Source organism: Mesorhizobium sp. M1E.F.Ca.ET.045.02.1.1 (assembly GCF_003952485.1).
Classification (GTDB): domain Bacteria; phylum Pseudomonadota; class Alphaproteobacteria; order Rhizobiales; family Rhizobiaceae; genus Mesorhizobium.
Genome location: NZ_CP034447.1, coordinates 6632362 through 6652878, shown reverse-complemented (window position 1 = coordinate 6652878; position 20517 = coordinate 6632362). Strand labels below are relative to the sequence as shown.

Below are 20517 nucleotides of genomic sequence, written 5' to 3'. Positions count from 1 at the left end.
CAGCAACAGCAAGGTCAGGCGTCTGTCAGCAGGCCCTCGAGCGAGGGCAGGATCAGCCCCGGCGGAAAGTCCCGGTATTCGTCCGGCTGGTTGGTTCGGTTGATCCAGACGGTGCGGAAGCCGAACTTGGTGGCGCCGGCGACGTCCCAGCGGTTGGAGGATTGGAACGACACCGCCTCCGGATAGAGCCGCCAGCCCGTGACCACCATGTCGTAGACCGACGGGTCGGTCTTGAAGCGCTTGATCTCATCGACCGAGAAGACGTCGTCGAGGATCTGGTCGAGGGCGGCGGATTTCACCGCCGCCTGCAGCATTTCCGGCGAGCCGTTGGAGAGGATCGCAAGCTTCGCGCCCGATGCCTTGAGCGCCTTCAGCACCGCCGGCACTTCCGGGTAGCAGTCGAGCCGCCAATACGCTTCCAGCAGCCTGGCTCTTAGCGCCGGATCGGCCGAAGGCACCTTCTTGAACGCGAAGTCCAGCGCCTGCTCGGTCAGTTGCCAGAAATCGGCGTAGGCGCCCATCAGCGTCCGCACCCAGGAATATTCGAGCTGCTTGGCGCGCCAGATTTCGGAGAGAAGCTGGCCGTCCGGACCGATCTCGCCGGCATGGCGGCGCACGGCCGCATGCACGTCGAACAACGTGCCATAGGCGTCGAAGACATAGGCCGCATGGTGCATAAGCAGAGTTTTGCGGCGTGCCGCGGCGTCGCGCAAGCGCTGATTGCGCGCAAGTGCCTCTGGCCTCAACGATTTTGGCCGATGTCGGTTGACGTGGGCCGCCAAAGCATCGTCCTATGGCTGCTCGAAAATCATCGATATGGACGGCAAACGATGACACTGGCGGCGGCGGCGCAGTCCGCGACATGGACCTATGTGGACGGCGACTGGTACGAGGGCAACGTCGCCATTCTCGGACCGCGCAGCCACGCCATGTGGCTGGGCACCAGCGTCTTTGACGGCGCCCGCTGGTTCGAAGGCGTGGCGCCAGATCTCGACCGTCATGCCGCGCGCGTCAACGCCTCGGCGATCGCGCTCGGCCTGAAGCCATCCATGAGCGCCGATGAGATCGTCGGGCTGGCCTGGGACGGCCTGAAGAAATTCGACGGCAAGACCGCCGTCTATATCAGGCCGATGTACTGGGCCGAGCATGGCGGCTATATGGGCGTGCCGGCCGATCCGGCCTCGACCCGCTTCTGTCTCTGCCTCTATGAATCGCCGATGATCCCGCCTTCCGGCTTTTCGATCGGCGTCTCGCCGTTCCGGCGGCCGACCATCGAGACCATGCCGACCAACGCCAAGGCCGGCTGCCTCTATCCCAACGGTCGCGCCATCCTCGAGGCCAAGAATCGCGGCTTCGACAATGCGCTGGTGCTCGACATGCTGGGCAACGTCGCCGAGACCGGCACCTCCAACATCTTCCTGGTCAAGGACGGCCATGTGATGACGCCGGCTGCGAACGGCACGTTCCTGTCCGGCATCACCCGCTCGCGCACGATCAACCTGCTCGGCGACTACGGCTTCAGGACCACCGAAAAGACGCTCACGATCCGCGATTTCCTCGAAGCGGACGAGATATTCTCGACCGGCAACCATTCGAAGGTGGTGCCGATCACCCGCATCGAGGACCGCGATCTCCAGCCCGGACCGGTGGCCAAGAAGGCGCGCGAGCTCTATTGGGATTGGGCGCATTCGACTCCCGCCGCCTGAGCGGATAAAAAGGCGACCGGCGCTTCATTCCGGAGTTGCCCCAATCCATTCCAGACCTATCTTAGTCCGGTAGTTGCACCGGACTTTTTCCTGAGGGAGTACCATCCATGGCTTTTGAGTTGCCCGCTTTGCCTTACGACTATGAGGCGCTGCAGCCCTACATGTCGAAGGAGACGCTGGAGTATCACCACGACAAGCACCACAAGGCCTATGTCGACAACGGCAACAAGCTGGCCGCCGAGGCTGGAATGGGCGACCTGTCGGTTGAAGAGGTCGTGAAGCAGTCCTTCGGCAAGAATGCCGGGCTCTTCAACAACGCCGCCCAGCACTACAACCACATCCACTTCTGGAAATGGATGAAGAAGGGCGGCGGCGGCAACAAGCTGCCGGGCGCGCTGCAGAAGGCCGTCGACAGCGATCTCGGCGGCTACGACAAGTTCAAGGCGGATTTCGTCGCCGCCGGCACCACCCAGTTCGGCTCCGGCTGGGCATGGCTCTCGGTCAAGGATGGCAAGCTCGCGATCTCGAAGACACCCAATGGCGAGAACCCGCTGGTCCATGGCGCTTCGCCGATCCTCGGCGTCGACGTGTGGGAACACTCCTATTACATCGACTACCGCAACGCGCGGCCGAAATACCTCGAAGCCTTCGTCGATAGCCTCATCAACTGGGATTATGTCCTGGAGCTTTATGAGAAGGCTAAAGGCTGACCAATCCGACGAAAAGCCCCGGCATGCCGGGGCTTTTCTTTATCTGCCAACACAGGAGATTGATCACGATCGGGAAATCGTGACGGCACTGGGGGAATATTCCCATCGCTAGGTCCGTTAGCGTTTAGAGCAATTCCAGGAAAAGCGTGGAACGGTTTTCCGTCTGGAATTGCGCCAACAAGGAGATAGAGCATTTCACCGTGAAACGGTGAAATGCCGTAGTCGCTTACTCTCTTCACCGATGGAGCCAATTGAATGAGAAAGCTTGTCCTCGCCATCTCCATGCTCGCTTTTGCCGGTTCGGCCGCCTTTGCCGATCCGATCCAGGATCGCCAGGCTCTGATGAAGGAGCGCGGCAAGCTCGCCGGCCAGTTGTCGAAGGTGGTCAAGGGCGAGGAGGATTTCGATGCCTCCGCCGTGCTGACGACGCTGAAGGCGTTGCAGGCCAATGCCGAGAAGTTCGATGCCGAGAAGCTGTTCCCGGCCGGCAGCGATCAAGGCGACACCACGGCCGCGCCGAAGATCTGGGAAGACATGTCCGGCTTCAAGGCAGCCGAGGACAAGCTGCTGACCAACGTCAAGGAAGCGGTCGCTTCGCCGCCGGGCGATGTCGATGGTTTGAAGGCGCAGCTCAACACGATTGGCGGCGACTGCGGCGCCTGCCATCAGAACTACAGGATCAAGAAGGGCTGACCGCCTGATATGGCCTGGCTGAAGAAGCTCGTCGGTGCCGTTATCGTGCTGGGCGGCGCCGGTGCGGTCGCCGGTTGGGTCCTGGCTGCGCCGGTTCGGCTCGATGACGCGACCGTCGCACAGCTCGGCTCCGGCGACGCCGCCAGGGGCCAGCGCATCTTCAATGCCGGCGGCTGCACGTCCTGCCATGCCAAACCGGGGTCCAAGGGTGATGCCCGCCTGGAGCTTGCCGGCGGGCTGGAGCTGAAGACGCCGTTCGGCACTTTCGTGCCGCCCAATATCTCGCAGGATGCCAAGGACGGCATCGGCGCCTGGAGCGAGCAAGATTTCGCCAATGCCATGCTGAGGGGCGTTTCGCCGTCCGGCGAGAACTTCTATCCGGCCTTTCCCTATGCCTCCTATGCGCGCATGAAGCCGGCCGACATCGCCGACCTCTATGCCTTCATGAAGACGCTGCCGGCGGTCGCCGGCAAGGCGCCGGGCCACAAGCTCGCTTTCCCCTTCAATATCCGTCGCGGCATTGGTCTCTGGAAGCGGCTCTATCTCAGCCCCGAGCCGGTGATCGCCTTGCCCGACGGCACGCCGGACAAGGTGTTGGCGGGCCGCTATCTGGTCGAGGGACCCGGCCATTGCGGCGAATGTCACTCGCCGCGCGACTTCGCCGGCGGCGTCAAGAAGGCCGAGTGGCTGGCGGGAGCCGTGGCCGCCGAGGGCTCGGGCGTCGTGCCCAACATCACCCCCGACGGGAACAGCATCAAAAGCTGGTCAGAGGCCGACATCGCCAACTATCTCGAGACCGGCTTCACGCCCGATTTCGATTCCGTCGGCGGCGCCATGGTCGAGGTGCAGCGCAACATGGCTCAGTTGACGGCCGACGACCGCGCCGCGATCGCGGCCTATCTCAAGGCCGTCCCGCCGCACCCCAACGGCTACCCGGCGCGCAAGCCGTCAAAATGATCTCAGGCTACGCGTGGCGGTCGCCGAGGAAGTCGAAGCCGTTTTCGAAAAAGTGGTTGTAGTCGCAGGTCAGCTCCTCGCCGGGCGCGATGTCGCGCAATGCGTAGGTCTCCTCGGGCGAGGACACGTCGCAGTTCGGCTCGTCGGCGTGGTTCATGTAGCGGGCGTCATCCGCTTCGAAGACGATGTAGTTGGGGTCGCGCCGGTCGGGATAGGAATAGCGGTCGAGATAGGATTTCACCGGGCCGGATTCGTTCTCATAGGTGTCGACGGGAATGCATCGGTCGAATCTTGGATCGAGCTTCCAGATCAACGTGCCTTTTGGAATGCGGTGTTTGGCGAAGACGCCGATGCCCTGGATGGGCGATTTGTCGAGATAGACGTCGACGAGCAGCATGACGACCCTTGCGAATGTATGGCGGGCGCGACCCGAAAGGGCCGCGGCCAAAAAACGACGGCGAATTGCGTAGCGCGTGGCCGTCGCAATTGCGAGTAAAAATCAGACCTTGCCGGTCACTTTCAGGGCATAGGCGTAGATATACGCGATCTCCTCCAGGCGCGAGAACCGGCCCGACGCGCCGGCATGGCCGGATTCCATGTTGATCTTGAACAGCACCGGATTGTCGCCCGCCTTGCGGTCGCGCAGCCGCGCCACCCATTTGGCCGGCTCCCAATAGGTGACGCGCGGGTCGGTGAGCCCGGCCAGCGCCAGGATCGGCGGATAGTCGAGCGCCGCGACGTTGTCGTAGGGCGAGTAGGCCGCGATCGTGCCGTAGTCGTCGGCCGACGCGATCGGATTGCCCCATTCCGGCCATTCGGGCGGCGTCAGCGGCAGGCTGGCGTCGAGCATGGTGGTGAGCACGTCGACGAAGGGCACCTCGGCGACGATGCCGCCGAAGCTTTCCGGCGCCATGTTGGCGACCGCCCCCATCAGCATGCCGCCGGCCGAACCGCCTTGGGCGACGATGCGGTCATGCCTTGTGTAACGCTCGGCCACCAGATGGCGCGCGCAGGCGATGAAATCGATGAAGGTGTTCATCTTGTGCCGACGTTTGCCGTCCTCGTACCAGCCGTAGCCCTTGTCCTTGCCGCCGCGCACATGGGCGATGGCGTAGACGAAGCCGCGATCGACCAGCGACAGGCAGTTGGTGTTGAAGGCGGCCGGAACGGCGATGCCATAGGAGCCATAGCCGTAAAGCAGGCAGGGCGCGGAGCCGTCGAGCGGCGTGTCGCGATGATGGATCAGCGAGATCGGCACCAGTTCACCGTCGGCGGCGGGCGCCATCAGCCGGCGCGTGACATATTGCTCCGGATCATGACCTGAAGGCACTTCCTGCGTCTTCAATAGAACGCGCTCTCGGGTGCGCATGTTGTAGTCGAAGACCTGCGCCGGCGTCGTCATCGACGAGTAGGTGAAGCGCATCACCTCGGTGTCGTATTCGTAGGAGCCGGAGAGGCCGAGCGAGAAGGCCTCCTCGTCGAAGGAAATGAAATGCTCCTCGCCGCTGGCGCGCTCGCGCACGACGATGCGCGGCAGCCCTTCCTTGCGCTCCAGCCTGACCATATGACGCTTGAAGCCCAGCGCCGACAGGATCAACCGGCCGGGCTCGTGCGGCACCAGTTCCGTCCAATTGGCGCGTGTCGGGTTTTCGACCGGCACGGTCATGATCTTGAAATCCTTGGCGCCGTCGGCATTGGTGAGGATGAAGAAGATGTCGCCGCCTTCTTCGAGATCGTATTGCAGGCCGGTCTCGCGGGCCGCCACCAGCTTCGGTTCGGCGAAGGGCTGGTCGGCGCGCAAAAGCCGGTATTCGGAGGTTTCATGGTCGTTGATGCCGATCATGATCCAGTCGTTGGAGCGTGTGCCGCCGACATCCATGAAGAAGCCGGGATCGGTCTCCTCATAGATCAGCCGGTCGTTTTCCGGGCTGTCGCCGAGCGCGTGGAAGAACACCTTGGACGGGCGATGATTGTCGTCGAGGCGAGTATAGAAGAAGCCGCCGTCGCCGGCGTTCCACACCCCGCCGCCACCCGTATCCGGGACCTGATCGGCCAGTTCCTTGCCGCTGGCGATGTCGCGCACGCGCAGCGAGAAGAATTCCGAGCCCTTGTCGTCGAAGGCCCAGAGCAGCTTCCTGTGGTCGGCCGAATGGTCGACGCCGCCGAGGCGGAAATAGGGCTTGCCTTCCGCTTCCTTATCGCCGTCAAGCAGGATCTCGTCCACGCCGCCGTCGCGCGGCGTGCGGAAGTAGCGCGGATGCTCGCCGCCCTGTCGGAAGGACGAGCCATAGGCATAGGGGCCGTCCTTCATCGGCACTGTCGAATCGTCTTCCTTGATGCGCCCCTTCATCTCGGCGAAAAGCTTGGCTCGCAGTTCCGCCGTGTCGGCCATCAACGTCGCCTGGTAGACATTCTCGGCCTCGAGATGGGAGCGGATCGCACCGTCGAGGAGCGATGGGTCCCTGAACATCGCCTGCCAGTTGTCGGCCCGCATCCAGGCATAGTCGTCGGTGCGGGTAATGCCGTGATGCGTGTCGAAGACGGTGCGTTTCTCGGGCCGCGGCGGGTTGGCGGTCGGGAAGGCGGAAGATCTGGTCATTACGTCTCGCTGTGGAATTTGCCTGAAGTTTGCTTGAATGGCGAATGAACACGCCACTCAGCAGCGGTTCAAGGGGCGGGCTTCAAGATCGCCTGCATAAGGTAAGTTGAAGGGGGAAAAGATGAAGTCCTATGCTCGCACTGCAATGGCTTTCGTCATCGCTTCGGCAGTCCTGGCCCTTTCCAGCCAGTCTCATGCAACCGCGTTCGCCGCCTGGCAAGTGGCGGGCGTGCCGTTCGGCGACACGCTCAACGCCCGCAAATTTCCGTCAAACACATCGCAAAAGCAGGCGGCCTATCCCAATGGCACCGTCCTGCAGATGACCGGCCGCTGCACGGGCGGGATAGATCTGCTCGACATTGCCGGCCAACCGCACTGGAAGCAGCGCCAGGCGATCCGCTATCGCTGGTGCGAGGTCTGGCATGATCCGGCGCAGAACGGTCATTTCGTCACCGGCTGGGTCTACGGCAAGTATATCACGCCCTATTGAGAGGTTCCGTCTACCCGCTCCGCGCGAGCAAGAGTGTCCTTGCAGCCTCTGGCACGTGTGACTTTTCGATGCTTGCCGCTGCGGGCAGACAAGCATTAGTCAAGCATTAAGGACTATGTCTGCCGCCGGCCGAGGTGTAAAGCGAACTTGACGCGGCGTCAGGCTGCGCTGGTCCGGCCAGAAGAATCTCGCTAAGTTACACGGCGCACGAATTTTTGAAGCTGAAACGGCAATATTTGATGAATATCGCCGAATATATTTTGATAGGCGAATTGACTTACTTGCAGCACAGCGTCATTAAGATGATGCGACGCGAATCGCAGGGGCTTGCCTGCATGAAATTCGCGCGATGCCCGATCTCAAAGAAGGGCACAGTCTAGAAACAAACTCTCGTTGGGGCCTGAGCACAATGGATATCGTCGAAACACCTTCAAGCAATAGTGACGCGCTGATCGAGCTGACCGCCGATGTCGTCGCGGCCTATGTCAGCAACAACCCGGTGCCGGTCGGCGAACTGCCGAACCTGATCGCCGACGTTCACGCCGCGCTCGGACGCGTCGGCGGCACGACGGAGCAGCCGTCGGCCGAGAAGCAGAAGCCGGCCGTCAACCCGAAGCGCTCCGTGCATGACGACTACATCGTCTGCCTCGAAGACGGCAAGAAGTTCAAGTCGCTGAAGCGCCACCTGATGACCCACTACAACCTCACTCCGGAAGAATACCGCGAGAAGTGGGGCTTGGACGCCAACTACCCGATGGTCGCTCCCAACTACGCCGCGGCCCGTTCGCAGTTGGCCAAGAAGATGGGCCTCGGCCGCAAGCGCAAGGGCCGCTGACAGCGCAGCCAGCGTCTGCAAGTTCGACGGCGTCCCTCGGGGCGCCGTTTGCTTTTTGCGGGAACGGATATTCGAAGCGGATCAGTCGGCTATGGGAAGCTGAACCGCCCTGGAGCCGCGGTCAGGCGGTCTGCCTCAGCGCAGCATCCGCATCGCGCTTGATGCGCTTGACCATCGAGCGCAGGCCGTTGGCGCGCTGCGGCGACAAGTGCTCGTCGAGGCCGAGCTCCTTCAGCGTGACTTCCGCGTCGGTGCTCTGGATCTGGCTGGCCGGCCGCCCCGAGAACAGCGCCAGCATGATGGCGACAAGGCCGCGCACGATGTGGGCGTCCGAATCCCCCTGGAAGCTGATCACCGGATCGACGCCCGGTCCCTGCTCGGTCATCAGCCAAACCTGGCTGACGCAGCCCGGCACCTTGTTGGCCGCTGTGCGTTCGGCCTCGGGAAACGGCGGTAGTCCCTCGCCGAGCTCGATCACATAGCGGTAGCGGTCCTCCCACTCGTCGAGCAGGGAGAAGTCGTCGCGGATCGTTTCGATCGAGGTCGCCATGGCCCGCATATAGTGACTCGGCGCCCCCGCGTCACGGAAAAAGGCGTCACGGAAAAGAAAGACGCCGCGGGCGTCGAGAGGTCGGACGGGCCCGCGGCGTTAGAGCAATTCCAGGAAAAGTGTGAACGGTTTTCCGTCCGGAATTGCGCCAAAACTAAAAAAGCCGGGCGAACGGCTGAAAAGGAATCTCAGTTCTTCATCACCGGGATGTTGACCTTGGCGGGCAGCACGATGCCCTCGGCGACGCTGCCGGTGGTCTCGGCGGACGTTTCCGCCACTTTCGTCTCGGGCGCGGCCGACTTTTCCGACTGCTGGTCGTCAAGCATGGCTGCGGCGATCTTGGCGGTTTCCTGGGCGCGGATGGTAATGGTGTGCATGGCCGATTTGCCGGTCTCGCAGACGTCCGGCTTGCGCTCGCAGATGCCGGCAATGTCGCCGACCGCCTCGCGCGCCGCAAACAGCGCCTGGATCGGCCCGACCGCCTCGCGGCCATCCTCGTCCGGGCCGACGCCGAGCGGCAGCGCCAGGAGCACCAGCGAGAACCAGAAAGCCATCCTGATCAGAAAGCCCATTTCAATGCCTCTCGTCCGTGACCGGGTCATGCATCCCATTGGCATGACCTCTTTTATGGGCGGGATAGTGGCACAGGCGCGCAAAGGACGGCTTGCGCCGAAGCCGCGAATTTTCCTCAAATTTTAGGCAAATTCGAAAGGATTGGTTTTCGAGATTGATTTCATTCAAGTCTCATCGATTGCATTAACTTTACGATAACCATCTATGTTGCTGTTTTAAAAGAAGAATTTTAGATAGAAGAGTTTGTCGGCTCAGGTTTTTGGGAGTCCCGCCGCGCCTGTTCGAGGCTAACGCACCATTTACCATGGCGGCAGATCGATGAGCTTTGCGGTGCCGGCGTCCCAATATTTGCCGTGTGGGCAGGGTGCCCGCCGCGTCTGCCTTATCCATTCCTTAAACGCTGGATGCGAGTTTCAAGCCAATCAAGGGCCACCTGCAAAGCAGGGGCAATTTCACGACCGGGTACGAGTGCGTTGAGTTCGATTGCGGCCAGATACGTTCAGTTGCCCGGCGCGGTTGCCGCCGGCTGCGAACGCATGGTTCATCCGACCGTCGCGGGCGAGGCTGAGCGCTTGTGTCAGCGCCGCTTCATCGGCGTCATGCTTACGGCTCCCTTCCTGGTGGCGGGCGCGGCGGTGACGCTGGTCACGTCCAGCCTCGGCGCGGCTGTCACGATAGCCGCCATCTTCGGCGCTTTCGGTCTGTGCTGGTTCGCGGCGCTTCTGGTTGCTGCCACCGGCCACATGGCGTTCGCGGGCCGCGCCGCAATTGCGGTGGGTGGCTTCGCCCTTGCTGGCGCCGTCGCCGCGGCAGGTGGATTGGCCTCTCCAGTCGCCCTGCTTGCCGCAGCCTTGCCGGTCGAGGCCTGGTGGGTCACCGGATCACGGCGCGCGGCGCTCTCGGGCGCGCTGGCGGCCCTTGCCGCCATTTTACTGCAGCCTTTCGCGAACCAGTTGCTGCCGCTCGGCGCGGCCGGTATCGCCACCTGGCATTGGCTGCTGCCGCTCGCCTGGGCGCTTACTCTGTTGCCTCGCGGGGCGGCCTTCGCCAATCCGGCCAATACGCGCCAGGCAGAGCCTGCGACCGACCGTCTCGAGGACGTCATCGACGCCGTCGTGCTGCGTGTCGGCCGTCAGGGCGAAGTGCTCGACGCATCAGTCAAGGCGCGTTCCATTCTGAAGCTGGCACCGGAGCTTCTGTTCGGCACCGGCCTGTTCGACCGTGTCCATCTCTCCGACCGCGTCGCCTATCTCACCGCGCTCGCGGACATGCGCGAGGGCGCGCCGAAACGCCGGCTCGACCTGCGCATCCGGCTGCCGCGCGACGGCAGCGGTTCGACCGACAATTTTCGCCCGTTCCGACTGGAATGGATGCGCGGCGAGCTCGAACCAGACGTCTTCACCCTCGTGCTGCGCGAGAATGACGACGTCGCGGCGCTCCGCGAGGAGCTTGCCGCGGCCAGGGAGACCGCCGCGGCCGCCGAAGTGGCCAAGGGGCGTTTCCTGGCGGTGGTAAGCCACGAGCTGCGCACGCCGCTCAACGCCATCATCGGCTTCTCCGACATGCTGCTGCACGAGATGTTCGGCGCCTTCCGCGATCCGCGCCAGAAGGAATATGTCGAACTGGTCAGGCAGTCGGGCCAACATCTCCTGTCCGTCGTCACCTCGATCCTCGACGTCTCGCGCATCGAGGCAGGCGCCTATGCGACCGAGCTGGAACCGTTCCGCTTTGTCGAGGCGGTCGATATGTGCCGCTCGATGATGCGGCCGCTGGCGCAGGCGAAGGGCATCGCGCTCGGCGCGCAGATCGCGCCGGACGCCGGCGAGATCAATGCCGACCGCCGCGCCGTGCAGCAGATCCTGATCAATCTCGTTTCGAACGCGGTTAAGTTCACGCCCGATGGCGGCAGCGTGACGATCGGCGCCAAGCGCGTCGGCTCGCGGCTGCATTTCTGGGTGAGCGACACAGGCATCGGCATCGCCGAGGAGGATATGGCCAATCTCGGCAAGCCGTTCATGCAGATCCAGAACGACTATACGCGCCGTTTCGAGGGAACCGGGCTCGGCCTGTCCCTGGTCAAGGGCCTGGTGGCGCTGCATGAGGGCACGATGTCGATCGAGAGCGCCCCGGGTGAGGGCACCACGGTGACGATCAGCCTGCCGGTGAGCGGGCCGAAGCGGCGCACGGGCGCGCCCGTCGGGGTGCTGCCGATGCCGGCTGCAAAGCCGAAGGGGGATGCAAATGGGGACAGCAATGGCTCGCTCCGCAAGACGGCCTAAGGTGGTCGAACCCGAGCGCGGCGTCCTTGCCGAGGGCGCTGTGGCGCTTGGCCAGGTGATCTCGCGCAATCCCGTTCTGGTCGGCGGCTCGACCGCCTTCCTGGTGACCCTGTTCTACGTCTCGGCCAACGCGCTCTGGTATCAGCCTTTTCCGCACACGGGCGCCTTCTTCGCCACCAGGAGCATCGAGAATTTCCCGAACGCCGTCTCCGACGAACCGGAGACCACCATCAACATCGTGCGGCAGGCGCCGGCGCAGCCGGCCGTCAAGCCCGACCCGGTCGTCCAGCAGGTGCAAGGCATATTGAAGGACCTCAACTTCTACGACGGTACCGTCGACGGCCTCACCGGGCCCGCCACGCGCAAGGCCATCCAGGCCTATCAGCTCAAGGTCGGCTTGCCCGGATCGGGAGAGATCGACGGCGCGCTGCTCGATCAGCTCGGCGCCCGGCAGACGACCGCAGCCATCCCGCATCCGGCGCCGCGGCCGGCAACTGCCGCTCCACCGGCTGCGCCGGCTCCAATTCCGGTCTCGGCGCCCGCCGATGGCGCGACGCAAGCGCCCGACGCCCGCATCGTCAAGATCCAGGCCGGCCTCAAGGCCTTCGGCAATGACGACATGCAGCTCGATGGCAAGGTCGGCGCCCGCACCAAGGCCGCGATCAAGGAGTTCCAGGCGTTGTTCGGCTTGCCCGAAACCGGCGAGCCGGACGAAGCGGTCTACGTCAAGATGCGCGAGATCGGCCTGACGAACTGAGAGGCGCAAGCCGTTCCGGTTCCTCTGCCGATGCTGTAAGGAACCGCGCATGCCATCCGGAATCCCGCCATGCGCGTAACCACCGATCTTTGGGTATCGGCTTTGCTTCGCCGCGTCTTCGCCGCCGGCGGTTTTGCCGCCGTGGTCAAGCGCGGGGCGATGGAGGCGGGCGCCGTCTTCGTGTTGTCGCGCGGCCGGCTGGGTGAGGTCGCTCTCTACGGCCCGGCGCCGCAGACGAGCTATGATTCGGCCAAGCCCGATGAGCGCTTCTTCACCTTGCTCGCTTCCAGCGATGATGCCTCGGCATTCGATGTGCGGCTCGAGAAGGAAAAGAGATTCGATCCGGATATCTGGGTGGTCGAGATCGAGGCCGGCTCCGTTCCGGTCGAAGAGCTTGTCTCCGTGAAGACGGAGTAGGTCGGTTCGAAGCTCAGGACGCCTTGAGGCTGGCGGCCTTTCCGTCGCTGTTCGACGCCTGACGCTCGCCGCTTGTCGTCTCGGAGGCATTGCCGCGGATCGCGCGTGACAGGGTTTCGGCCTTCCAGGCCCGGACCTTGTCGAGCGCCGCCTCGCGATGCAGCAGCCGATAGCGGTCGAGGAACAGCCGGATCGCCTGCGGATGCGGGAACTCGCCAGGATAGACGGCGACCGCGATCAGGAAGGCCCTGTCCTCGCTGAGATCGAGCGCCTTGAGCGCTGCAAGCAGCGCACCGTGGCTCGACTGATCGGTCACCGAGCGGGCCGTGGCGAAATCGATGTCGAGCGCATCGGCGAGCGCTGTCTGGAAGAAGGCGGCGTTGCCGGTCAGCGCCGTCTCGCGCAGCTTCACATATGCCGGCTGGCCGAGGAAGGTGTTGATAGCGGCGTTCTCGCCGGCGGGGCGCATCATAGAGCGCAGGCGGCGCCGCGCATTCTCCTCGGCTTCGCCGGCAGACGGGCGTTTGTCTTCGGCGGCATCGATCGCCGCCGACTTCACCGGCGCGAGCTTCGTGACCGTCTCCGGTGGCCGCGTCTTGACCAGCGTCGGCTTCTCCAGCGCGCGGATCAGGTCGGCGATGGTCGAATTGAGCTCCTTGCGGCGCGCGATCGCGCGCGCGTGCGGCAGGCCGTGGCGGCCGATCAGCGCGATCAGGTCGATGTCGCTCAGCGCGTTCGAGCGGGTGAGCAGCGGCGCCGCGATCTCGACCGGCTCCTCGGCCAGCCGCCGCACCAGCGCGGCCGGCGCATACTCGCATTCGGAAAGGGCGGCGGCGACGTAGCGGCGCGATTCGACCGACACCTCGTCGAACAGCGGCAGGGTCAGATCCTCAAGCTGGGCGATCTCGCGGCGCGACGGGCGCGTCAGCGAGCAGAAGGCCGACACCGCGGCGCGGAACAGCCTTTCAGCTTTTCCCGCTTCGGTCCGGATAGCGATATGCCTGAAATCCGAAGATGACACGGAGGATACGCCCGATACTCGACACAGACCTGGCCCGCTCGATCCGGCCGGGCCGGTTTCGCGTCTCCAGGGAACAAAGATCAAATTAGCCGCGATCCGTTAGCGCTCCGTTAACCCTCTGCCCGCCTTAATCGACTTTGGAGGCGTTGCGTTGTGCTCCGGTCAAACCGAGAGGAATGCGCGAACCATGGGCATGGTCCTGTCTTTTGTGCCGAGAACGGCACCGGTCAATCGAGTAAATCACGCTACCGATACGGCGGCGGCAGTCATCATCTTCCCCGGCGTCCGCTACGAACAGCAGCCGCAGATCGGCGCGGCGCGTCCGGACGGCCCGGACAAGCCGGGTTCGCCGCGGCCCACGGCCCCGCACCACTGATCTGTTTGGTTTCTCAGTAGTCCTGCAGCTCGCAGGCGCTCTGCTCGAGAAAGCGTGACACGATCGGCTTCCAGCTCTCGTCCGGCACGAAGGCGCGGACGACGAAGATGCCTTCCTCGATCGGCGCCTCGACGAAGATCGCGCCCTGCAATTCCTCCGGAAGATCGCGCCGCACGTCGATCATCTGCGCCGGCGTCAGCACCACGGCATCGAGCTTCTCGCTGTTCGCGTTGTGGTCGTTGAAGGAATAGATGTTGTGGCCGCTGCGGTCATAGACCGAGGCCGACCAGAACGGCACGTCGCCCGGCGCCTTGATCCGCACCAGCCCGTCGGCGAGATCGAAGCGGCAGGCGGCGGCGTAGAACATCGGGTCGACCGACTTCACCACCGGCGCGCCGCCGGCTTCGGCGTCCAGGCGCGTCATCCTGTAGAGGTCGGAGGTCATCGCCAGCCGCGACCAGGCATCGCGCTCGGAAAATTCAGGCACCAGGAACAGCACCACGATATGCACGATGCCGGCGCCGAGCAGGCCGAGGATGAGCGCGTGCAGCAGCCTACGCATGGCAGCCTGCCTTCAGGATGCGCGGCAGCGTCACGTCGGAAAGCCCGGTGCTCGAGGCGATCGGCGTGTCGTAGAAGGTCAGCACGAAATACATCTTGCCGAAGCCGTTGATGAGCAGCCAGTTGCCGGGGGCAGGGCGGTCGCCGACGGAGATGACGACCGAATTGTCGGGCTGGCGCAGCACCTCGTAGGATTGGAGCGCTGCCTGCCTTGGCTTGCCGGTGTCGATGACGCCGAGCGACCGGTCTGCGGCGTAAAGCGTCCAGAACCGGGCCGTCGGATAGCCACCTTCGATCGTGTAGGCGCATTCCCGTTTCAGCGGCTCGCCGGCCTCGTCGCGCTCGGCGACGAAGGAGAGCCCCTCCGCCCGGCCGAGCGCCAGCACACCCTCGCGCGCCACGCGCGCCTTCGAATAGGGATCGGCCGCCTGGGTGCCGATTTCGGGAAAGGCGGTCCATCGGCCGATGCGGATCGCGCCCACGCCGTCCTGCGCGTTGAGCGCGTACCAGACGCTGCCGCCGCCCAGCCCGATGGCTATGGCAAGCGAAAGCAGCGTGAGGAATGCGTTCTTGAGCATGGGGCCGGAAACAGAGGAGGTTGCTCGGGATATCGCGGCGCGGGGCCTCGTGGCAAGTCGGCTTGCTCCAAGGCGTTGCGATATTCAGGTGATGCGGCCTGCAAATGGCGGGTTCCTGCGCGTCCGGTGCTCATCCAAATGGCACGTTGCCATCAGGTCCTTCTACCGAGCAGCCAGCGGCGCATTCCCCGTGTTGACGACCGGCTTGTCATGGGCGAGATTCCGCCCTTCGACCCCCGGATCATCGATGCCTCATGCGGCGCTGCATCGCCACGCACCAGCGCCGGCGCTTTGCCATCGTCCTGTGTGCCAGCGACGCGGTGATCACCAATGTCGATTTCAGTCGAACGAAGCAGGAGACTATTCAATGGCGCTCGAACTCATCAACCCAGATGGTCTGCCAGTTCCAGAGATGTACACACAGGTCGTCGTCGCGAAGGGATCCAAGCTGGTATTCGTCTCAGGTCAGCAGCCCGAAGACATACACGGCAAGCTCGTTGGGCATGGTGACTTTGCGGCGCAAGCGCGCCTGGCCTTCAGCAATCTCGGCCGAGCGCTCAGTGCGGCAGATGCACGGCCTGAGCAAGTTTGCAAGATCACAATCTACATTGTCGATTACAAGCGCGATGAGCACGTTCCAATCATCGAAGAAGCGCAGATTTCGCTGTTTGGAGATCACAAGCCAGCGAATGTGGTGGTCGGGGTAGCGATAATGTCCCCAGGCTACCTCATAGAGGTCGACGCGATAGCGGTCATTGACGAGGCCGTCAGAAGCTAGCGTCGCACAATGCGGCCCGCGTCTTATCACTGTGAGAAGGTACTGGTTCGCTCCGATCCTATGCCTGTGCTTGAAGCCGCCGCCATTTCGTTCCACATCGATCGGGATGAAGGGCGAGACAGAGGAACGGCGTTGGAATTTGGCGTGGGCCTTGCCCGCATCGCTGATCCTGCATGCGCTCATCGCAGCGTTTCTGGTCTACAGCCTGCCGAGGCCTGCCCAACAGCCGGACCAGGAACAGCCGGTCAATGTCGCGCTTGTGCCTCCGCCCGAGCAACCGAAACCGAAGCCTCCGCCCGCACCGCAGCCAAAGGCCGAAAAGCCGCCGGAACCGAAGGCTGAAAAACCGCCTTCGCTGGAAAGGCAGCCGCCGAAGCCACCAGCTATCGCGGTGCTAAAGCCCGTTTTTCAGTACGGCGACAAGGATACCGGTCCGAGGAAATCCCTGGAAGGAGGCGGCGATCGAGACAACACGCCCTCGCCGGCCAAGGATAACGATTCGAAGCCGCCTGCCGTGCCCAAGCCTGCACAGAACCAATCTGCCGCGCCGGCAGACGCCGATCAGCGGGCAGATCCAAGCAAGGCCGACGACAAGCCGGTAACCGCCGCGACGGACGCCAAGCCCACGCAGAGTGATGAAAAGCAGGCAGACCAGGACACACATAAACAGCAGGCGGACAAACAAGAGGCAGGAGCGCAAACCGCTGAAACAGCCGTAGCGCCGACGCCGTTGGGTGCTGAGAGCGACGGTAAGGTCGAGCTTCCGGCCGCGGCCGAAAAGCCAAAGCCCAAACCCGCAAATGCGCTGAAGTTCAGGCCTGCAAGGGTCTCGAAGTCCCGAAGCAGGAGCGCCGGGACGCCAAGTTCCACCAACGCCGCCGTTGCTGGATCGCCGATCTATTCGGGCCTTCCGGGTGTTCGAAAGCTCTACTCGCAGGGCGCTACCGGCGATGCGCTGGCCACAAGCTCTATGAGCGGCGTGCCTCGCGATCAGAGGGTTGCCAACCTTTGCGGCAGCGTTCTGAATCAGGAATTGCAGGAGGCCTCTTATTCTCCCAAATGGCTGCCGTCCATTCCGCTGAAGGTAGGCAATGTTCTTGCCCCTCCGGAGGCCGCTTTCAGCACGGCAACCACATGGTACCGCCTAGGCTTCCGGTGCGAGGTCGATGCCGAAGCGACGAGGGTCTTGTCGTTCAACTTCCGTGTCGGCGCCGAGATTCCACGCGGCGAATGGGCCCGTCTCAGATTGCCCAGTCTCCACTAAGGCTTGTGGGGATTCATCGAGAGTTAATGACGGCGGCGGCGAGATAGATCATTGCCGCGAAGCTGTTGTCGGTTTTGTCGGCACGCAAGGCGATGCGCTTGAATTCCTTGAGCTTGCAAAAGAAGTTCTCGATGAGGTGTCGCCACGTGTAGAGTTGGCGGTCGAGTGGCAAGGGCCTTGCGCGCCTCGGGTGCTGGGAGATGACAATCTTGGCGCCACGTTCGTTGAGATCGGCAACGATGGCATCACTGTCGAAGGCCTTGTCGGCGATCAGCCCGCCGAAATCTACGCCTTGCAGAAGCGGCTCGACGCCGACCGTGTCGAAGCGGTGCCCCGGCATCAGATGGAAGCGCACAAGGTTGCCGAGTGCATCGGTCAGCGCGAGGATCTTGGTGGTCATGCCGCCTTTGGAGCGGCCTATGGCCTGGCTCTGAGTCCCCCTTTTGCGCCCTGTCCGTGGCGGTGGACCTTGACGATGGTGGCGTCGATCATGGCGTATTCCATATCCGGCTCGTCCGAGCAGGCTTCGAAGAGCTTCACGAATACATCGGCCTTGCGCCAGTCGCTGAAACGACGAAACGCTGTGCTCCAGTTCCCGAAATGGGCAGGCAGATCGCGCCACGGGCTGCCCGTGCGCGCAATCCACAGAACTGCCTCGATGAACAGTCGGTTGTCATTGCCACTGCGTCCGGGATCGCTGGCTTTACCCAGACAATGCGGCTCCATCTTCGCCCATTGGGCGTCAGTCAATACGAATCGGTCCATCAAAAGCTTGAATCACATCGCCAAGCTTTGGTGAATCTGGAGGCTTCTGTGAGGTCCGTTGGCTCGACGGAGCCGCTTGGCACGACGTCGGACCTCATTGCAAGCCGGATTGAACGGAGCCGCGGGTCGGTCTGGCGCTATGGGGATTGTAGCCCTGCGGAGCGGTGGGGATTGTCTTTGCCAGGCCGATGAACGGCGTTCGCGGTTCGACCACGGCGATGGAGAGCATGGCGGAAGGCAAAACCGTGATGGCGTGAACCGTCAGACAGGTAGCAGTGGCCTCTACCGCTGGTCTGGCTGCTTGCGGCTTTGTGCGATGGGGCAAAGGTCTGGGTGCCGGCGCGCAAGGCGACGGGTGCCGAACCAGACGATGTGGACGCACTCGGCGTGATCATGAGGTGTCATTCCAGAAGGGGGTCGGCGCCTGCCCGCATCGCCAGGTGGCGAGCGTGACCATCGCCCCTCCGCAGCATGGGCAGCGATGCGTCAACGCCAGGCGCCCGGCGGCGACAGCGGCGCTTTCGGCACTCGGTTCGAGATTGTTCTGCTGTTGGCTGGCCAGCAGTCGGCGGCACAGGCCGAGCTTGGCGGCGCGATGACCGTTGGCGAGGAAGCCGTAATGACGGATGCGGTGGAAGCCGTCGGGCAGCGTGTGCAGGAGGAAGCGGCGGATGAACTCATCGGCATCGAGCGTCATGACCTTCGTCCTGCCGCCATGACGATAATCCCGCCAGCGGAACGCGACGCGATCGTCGGCCATGCTGACCAGCCGGGAATTGGCGATGGCGACGCGATGGGTGTAGCGGCCGAGATAAGCCAGTACCTGTTGCGGGCCGCCGAAGGGCGGCTTGGCGTAGACGACCCATTCGAGGTGACGGACTTCGGCGAGCAAACGGGCGAAGGCATCGGGCTTTGCCAGGTGGGCGAGATCGCCGAAGAAGCCCAGCCGGCCCGCATCATGGGCCACTCGCAGTTCCTCCAGGAAGCGGCGGCGAAACAGGCGCGACAGCACGCGCACGGGTAAAAAGAATCCCGGCCTGCACGAGATCCAGCGTGCGCCGTCGGGCGAGACGCCACCGCCCGGCACGATGCAATGCAGATGGGGATGGTAGGTGAGAGTCTGGCCCCAGCTGTGCAGCACTGCGATGAGGCCGATCTCGGCGCCCAGATGTCTGGGATCGGCGGCGATCGTGCGCAGCGTCTCGGCCGCCGCCTTGAACAGGATCGTGTAGAGCGCCGTCTTGTTGTGGAAGGCGATCGCGGCGACCTCGGCCGGCAGCGTGAACACCACATGGAAGTAGGGCACCGGCAGCAGCTCGTCCTGCCGCGCGGCGAGCCAGTCCCGGCAGGCCTGGCTCTGGCACTTGGGGCAATGCCGGTTGCGGCAGGAATTGTAGGCCACGCGAATCGACCCGCAGGAGCGGCAGCCCTCGACATGACCGCCCAGTTCGGCGGTCCGGCATAGCTCGATCGCGCTCATCGTGCGGCGCTCGACGCGCCCGAGATGGCCGTCATGGGCCTGCCGATACGCCTCGCCATGGCGGCGGAAGATATCCGCCACCTCCAGTCTCGCCGGCATGGGCGGGACCGGATCAACCCGGCGGCACGACCTCGACGTTCAGCCGGTCGAGCGGGCTCGTCGTGCGCCGGATTAGGCCGTTCGAGACCCTGGTGTAGCGCGCCGTGCTCGACAGGTTGTTGTGGCCGAGCAGAACCTGGATGATACGGATGTCGGTGCCGTTCTCCAGAAGATGCGTGGCGAAAGAGTGCCTGAGCGTGTGGACCGTCACCCGCTTGTCGATGCCGGCGGCCGCACGCGCCGAGCGACAGGCGGAATACAGCACCTGCACATCGATAGGGCGATCGGCGCCGCGCCCGGGAAACAGCCAGTCCTGCGGCTTCGCCAGCCGCCAGTAGATCCGCAGGATGCGCAGAAGCTGCGCCGACAGCATCACGGTGCGGTCCTTGCCGCCCTTGCCATGCTCGATCCGGATGACGCCGCGACCGCTGTCGATGTCGCCGACCTTTAGGCCGACGGTCTCCGAGGCGCGAAGTCCAGCAGCGTAGGCTGTGGTCAGGGCCGTGCGCGTCTTCAGGCTCGGGACCGCTTCCAGGAACCTGACCACCTCGTCGGCGCTCAACACCACTGGCAGCGTGCGTGGTAAGCGGGCGTAGACAATGCGCTCCGGGATCTCGGCATGGCCCAACGTCACGCCGTAGAAGAACCGCAGTGCGCACACCGTCTGGTTCAGCGCCGGCCACGAAATCCCCGTTGAAACCAGATGCACCTGGAAGGCGCGCACGTCCTCAAGGCCAAGCCGGTCAGGGGAGCGGCCAAAGTAGCGCGAAAACTTCGCCACCGCATGCACGTAGGATCGCTGGGTGGCCGGCGACAAATTGCGGATCGTCATGTCCTCGATCATGCGCCGGCGAAGAGGGCTCAACTCGACCATCTCATTGCTCCTGTTCTCGAGATTGCGCTTCAACAGCCACAATCCTTCAAAACAGAAGCGTCACCCGCAAACCGATCCGCCAAATGCCGCGTTAGCGGCTTCGTTCAATCCCCACAGGCCTTAGAGCGTGTCGCCCAAAAGTGTGCAGCGGTTTT

Annotated in this window: 22 protein-coding genes and 1 pseudogene; 12 read left to right on the top strand and 11 right to left on the bottom strand. The window is 63.6% G+C overall.

Features of this window, described 5'->3' with window-relative positions; translation table 11 throughout:
* Window positions 1–14 precede the first annotated feature (14 nt).
* Window positions 15–677, bottom strand: coding sequence for a haloacid dehalogenase type II (locus EJ070_RS32585; protein WP_126096001.1), 663 nt, complete (start codon window positions 675–677; stop codon window positions 15–17).
* 153 nt (window positions 678–830) lie between these two features.
* Here EJ070_RS32585 and EJ070_RS32580 point away from each other — a divergent pair, with 153 nt between their 5' ends.
* From EJ070_RS32580 to EJ070_RS32565, 4 genes are all read left to right on the top strand, one after another.
* Complete coding sequence (locus EJ070_RS32580) at window positions 831–1706, top strand: branched-chain amino acid aminotransferase (protein ID WP_126095010.1); 876 nt, start codon at window positions 831–833, stop codon at window positions 1704–1706.
* Window positions 1707–1813: 107 nt separating this feature from the next.
* Window positions 1814–2416: a superoxide dismutase gene (locus EJ070_RS32575; RefSeq protein WP_095805652.1), complete on the top strand. Its 603-nt coding sequence runs from the start codon at window positions 1814–1816 to the stop codon at window positions 2414–2416.
* A 255-nt stretch (window positions 2417–2671) separates the two neighbouring features.
* Window positions 2672–3109: a cytochrome c gene (locus EJ070_RS32570; RefSeq protein ID WP_126095009.1), complete on the top strand. Its 438-nt coding sequence runs from the start codon at window positions 2672–2674 to the stop codon at window positions 3107–3109.
* Window positions 3110–3118: 9 nt separating this feature from the next.
* Entirely contained in the window at window positions 3119–4066 is a 948-nt protein-coding gene (locus EJ070_RS32565; RefSeq protein ID WP_126095008.1) for a cytochrome c, read from the top strand.
* Window positions 4067–4073: 7 nt separating this feature from the next.
* On the opposite strand, the gene EJ070_RS32560 is transcribed toward EJ070_RS32565, so the two are convergent.
* Together EJ070_RS32560 and EJ070_RS32555 are read right to left on the bottom strand one after the other, a co-directional pair.
* Window positions 4074–4463, bottom strand: coding sequence for an SET domain-containing protein-lysine N-methyltransferase (locus tag EJ070_RS32560; protein ID WP_126095007.1), 390 nt, complete (start codon window positions 4461–4463; stop codon window positions 4074–4076).
* A gap of 102 nt (window positions 4464–4565) precedes the next feature.
* Window positions 4566–6665, bottom strand: a complete 2100-nt coding sequence (locus tag EJ070_RS32555; RefSeq protein ID WP_126095006.1) for a S9 family peptidase — start codon at window positions 6663–6665, stop codon at window positions 4566–4568.
* A gap of 121 nt (window positions 6666–6786) precedes the next feature.
* Here EJ070_RS32555 and EJ070_RS32550 point away from each other — a divergent pair, with 121 nt between their 5' ends.
* Together EJ070_RS32550 and EJ070_RS32545 are read left to right on the top strand one after the other, a co-directional pair.
* Window positions 6787–7155 carry an SH3 domain-containing protein gene (locus tag EJ070_RS32550; protein WP_126095005.1) on the top strand — a complete coding sequence of 123 codons (369 nt, stop codon included), beginning with the start codon at window positions 6787–6789 and terminating at the stop codon, window positions 7153–7155.
* Between the two features lie 409 nt (window positions 7156–7564).
* The gene (locus EJ070_RS32545) at window positions 7565–7990 is read left to right on the top strand and encodes a MucR family transcriptional regulator (protein WP_126095004.1); all 426 of its coding nucleotides are present in this window, start codon (window positions 7565–7567) and stop codon (window positions 7988–7990) included.
* Between the two features lie 121 nt (window positions 7991–8111).
* Here the strand turns inward: EJ070_RS32545 and EJ070_RS32540 are convergent, their stop codons facing one another.
* Window positions 8112–8540 carry a SufE family protein gene (locus EJ070_RS32540; RefSeq protein WP_126096000.1) on the bottom strand — a complete coding sequence of 143 codons (429 nt, stop codon included), beginning with the start codon at window positions 8538–8540 and terminating at the stop codon, window positions 8112–8114.
* A 188-nt stretch (window positions 8541–8728) separates the two neighbouring features.
* Entirely contained in the window at window positions 8729–9112 is a 384-nt protein-coding gene (locus EJ070_RS32535) for a DUF5330 domain-containing protein (protein ID WP_126095003.1), read from the bottom strand.
* A 537-nt stretch (window positions 9113–9649) separates the two neighbouring features.
* Here EJ070_RS32535 and EJ070_RS32530 point away from each other — a divergent pair.
* The 3 genes from EJ070_RS32530 (at window position 9650) to EJ070_RS32520 (ending at window position 12566) form a co-directional block, all read left to right on the top strand.
* Window positions 9650–11392 (top strand): HAMP domain-containing sensor histidine kinase, encoded by a 1743-nt coding sequence (locus EJ070_RS32530; RefSeq protein ID WP_126095999.1) that lies wholly within the window; start codon window positions 9650–9652, stop codon window positions 11390–11392.
* Window positions 11367–12149 carry a peptidoglycan-binding protein gene (locus tag EJ070_RS32525; protein WP_126095002.1) on the top strand — a complete coding sequence of 261 codons (783 nt, stop codon included), beginning with the start codon at window positions 11367–11369 and terminating at the stop codon, window positions 12147–12149. Before EJ070_RS32530 ends, EJ070_RS32525 begins: the two co-directional genes overlap by 26 nt.
* 69 nt (window positions 12150–12218) lie before the next feature.
* On the top strand, window positions 12219–12566 hold the full coding sequence (locus EJ070_RS32520; protein WP_126095001.1) for a DUF1491 family protein: 348 nt from the start codon (window positions 12219–12221) through the stop codon (window positions 12564–12566).
* A 13-nt stretch (window positions 12567–12579) separates the two neighbouring features.
* On the opposite strand, the gene EJ070_RS32515 is transcribed toward EJ070_RS32520, so the two are convergent.
* On the bottom strand, window positions 12580–13587 hold the full coding sequence (locus EJ070_RS32515) for a DUF2336 domain-containing protein (RefSeq protein ID WP_126095000.1): 1008 nt from the start codon (window positions 13585–13587) through the stop codon (window positions 12580–12582).
* Window positions 13588–13774: 187 nt separating this feature from the next.
* Between EJ070_RS32515 and EJ070_RS32510 the strand changes: the two genes are divergently transcribed.
* On the top strand, window positions 13775–13963 hold the full coding sequence (locus tag EJ070_RS32510; protein ID WP_126094999.1) for a hypothetical protein: 189 nt from the start codon (window positions 13775–13777) through the stop codon (window positions 13961–13963).
* Between the two features lie 13 nt (window positions 13964–13976).
* Here EJ070_RS32510 and EJ070_RS32505 read toward each other — a convergent pair whose 3' ends face one another.
* Together EJ070_RS32505 and EJ070_RS32500 are read right to left on the bottom strand one after the other, a co-directional pair.
* Complete coding sequence (locus EJ070_RS32505; protein ID WP_126094998.1) at window positions 13977–14525, bottom strand: DUF1254 domain-containing protein; 549 nt, start codon at window positions 14523–14525, stop codon at window positions 13977–13979.
* Window positions 14518–15102 carry a DUF1214 domain-containing protein gene (locus EJ070_RS32500; protein ID WP_126094997.1) on the bottom strand — a complete coding sequence of 195 codons (585 nt, stop codon included), beginning with the start codon at window positions 15100–15102 and terminating at the stop codon, window positions 14518–14520. The genes EJ070_RS32505 and EJ070_RS32500 overlap by 8 nt, the downstream gene beginning before the upstream one ends.
* A gap of 367 nt (window positions 15103–15469) precedes the next feature.
* Here EJ070_RS32500 and EJ070_RS32495 point away from each other — a divergent pair, with 367 nt between their 5' ends.
* Window positions 15470–15880 carry a RidA family protein gene (locus tag EJ070_RS32495; RefSeq protein ID WP_126094996.1) on the top strand — a complete coding sequence of 137 codons (411 nt, stop codon included), beginning with the start codon at window positions 15470–15472 and terminating at the stop codon, window positions 15878–15880.
* 106 nt (window positions 15881–15986) lie between these two features.
* Complete coding sequence (locus EJ070_RS32490) at window positions 15987–17144, top strand: DUF930 domain-containing protein (protein WP_126094995.1); 1158 nt, start codon at window positions 15987–15989, stop codon at window positions 17142–17144.
* 13 nt (window positions 17145–17157) lie between these two features.
* Here the strand turns inward: EJ070_RS32490 and EJ070_RS32485 are convergent.
* The 3 genes and pseudogenes from EJ070_RS32485 to EJ070_RS32475 form a co-directional block, all read right to left on the bottom strand.
* Window positions 17158–17870, bottom strand: a pseudogene (locus EJ070_RS32485) (IS5 family transposase).
* A 430-nt stretch (window positions 17871–18300) separates the two neighbouring features.
* Entirely contained in the window at window positions 18301–19488 is a 1188-nt protein-coding gene (locus EJ070_RS32480) for an IS91 family transposase (RefSeq protein ID WP_126091547.1), read from the bottom strand.
* Window positions 19489–19501: 13 nt separating this feature from the next.
* Window positions 19502–20362: a site-specific integrase gene (locus tag EJ070_RS32475; protein ID WP_126094674.1), complete on the bottom strand. Its 861-nt coding sequence runs from the start codon at window positions 20360–20362 to the stop codon at window positions 19502–19504.
* Window positions 20363–20517: the final 155 nt, after the last annotated feature.

Excerpts from the sequence above, each read along its gene's own strand:
- EJ070_RS32480 (WP_126091547.1), bottom strand. The coding sequence starts at position 19,488 with ATGCCGGCGAGACTGGAGGTGGCGGATATCTTCCGCCGCCATGGCGAG.
- EJ070_RS32575 (WP_095805652.1), top strand. The coding sequence starts at position 1,814 with ATGGCTTTTGAGTTGCCCGCTTTGCCTTACGACTATGAGGCGCTGCAG.
- EJ070_RS32570 (WP_126095009.1), top strand. The coding sequence starts at position 2,672 with ATGAGAAAGCTTGTCCTCGCCATCTCCATGCTCGCTTTTGCCGGTTCG.
- EJ070_RS32560 (WP_126095007.1), bottom strand. The coding sequence starts at position 4,463 with ATGCTGCTCGTCGACGTCTATCTCGACAAATCGCCCATCCAGGGCATC.
- EJ070_RS32585 (WP_126096001.1), bottom strand. The coding sequence starts at position 677 with ATGCACCATGCGGCCTATGTCTTCGACGCCTATGGCACGTTGTTCGAC.
- EJ070_RS32520 (WP_126095001.1), top strand. The coding sequence starts at position 12,219 with ATGCGCGTAACCACCGATCTTTGGGTATCGGCTTTGCTTCGCCGCGTC.
- EJ070_RS32530 (WP_126095999.1), top strand. The coding sequence starts at position 9,650 with ATGGTTCATCCGACCGTCGCGGGCGAGGCTGAGCGCTTGTGTCAGCGC.
- EJ070_RS32565 (WP_126095008.1), top strand. The coding sequence starts at position 3,119 with ATGGCCTGGCTGAAGAAGCTCGTCGGTGCCGTTATCGTGCTGGGCGGC.
- EJ070_RS32545 (WP_126095004.1), top strand. The coding sequence starts at position 7,565 with ATGGATATCGTCGAAACACCTTCAAGCAATAGTGACGCGCTGATCGAG.
- EJ070_RS32550 (WP_126095005.1), top strand. The coding sequence starts at position 6,787 with ATGAAGTCCTATGCTCGCACTGCAATGGCTTTCGTCATCGCTTCGGCA.
- EJ070_RS32495 (WP_126094996.1), top strand. The coding sequence starts at position 15,470 with ATGGCGCTCGAACTCATCAACCCAGATGGTCTGCCAGTTCCAGAGATG.
- EJ070_RS32540 (WP_126096000.1), bottom strand. The coding sequence starts at position 8,540 with ATGGCGACCTCGATCGAAACGATCCGCGACGACTTCTCCCTGCTCGAC.
- EJ070_RS32525 (WP_126095002.1), top strand. The coding sequence starts at position 11,367 with ATGGCTCGCTCCGCAAGACGGCCTAAGGTGGTCGAACCCGAGCGCGGC.
- EJ070_RS32490 (WP_126094995.1), top strand. The coding sequence starts at position 15,987 with ATGAAGGGCGAGACAGAGGAACGGCGTTGGAATTTGGCGTGGGCCTTG.
- EJ070_RS32535 (WP_126095003.1), bottom strand. The coding sequence starts at position 9,112 with ATGGGCTTTCTGATCAGGATGGCTTTCTGGTTCTCGCTGGTGCTCCTG.
- EJ070_RS32475 (WP_126094674.1), bottom strand. The coding sequence starts at position 20,362 with ATGGTCGAGTTGAGCCCTCTTCGCCGGCGCATGATCGAGGACATGACG.
- EJ070_RS32580 (WP_126095010.1), top strand. The coding sequence starts at position 831 with ATGACACTGGCGGCGGCGGCGCAGTCCGCGACATGGACCTATGTGGAC.
- EJ070_RS32500 (WP_126094997.1), bottom strand. The coding sequence starts at position 15,102 with ATGCTCAAGAACGCATTCCTCACGCTGCTTTCGCTTGCCATAGCCATC.
- EJ070_RS32510 (WP_126094999.1), top strand. The coding sequence starts at position 13,775 with ATGGGCATGGTCCTGTCTTTTGTGCCGAGAACGGCACCGGTCAATCGA.
- EJ070_RS32555 (WP_126095006.1), bottom strand. The coding sequence starts at position 6,665 with ATGACCAGATCTTCCGCCTTCCCGACCGCCAACCCGCCGCGGCCCGAG.
- EJ070_RS32505 (WP_126094998.1), bottom strand. The coding sequence starts at position 14,525 with ATGCGTAGGCTGCTGCACGCGCTCATCCTCGGCCTGCTCGGCGCCGGC.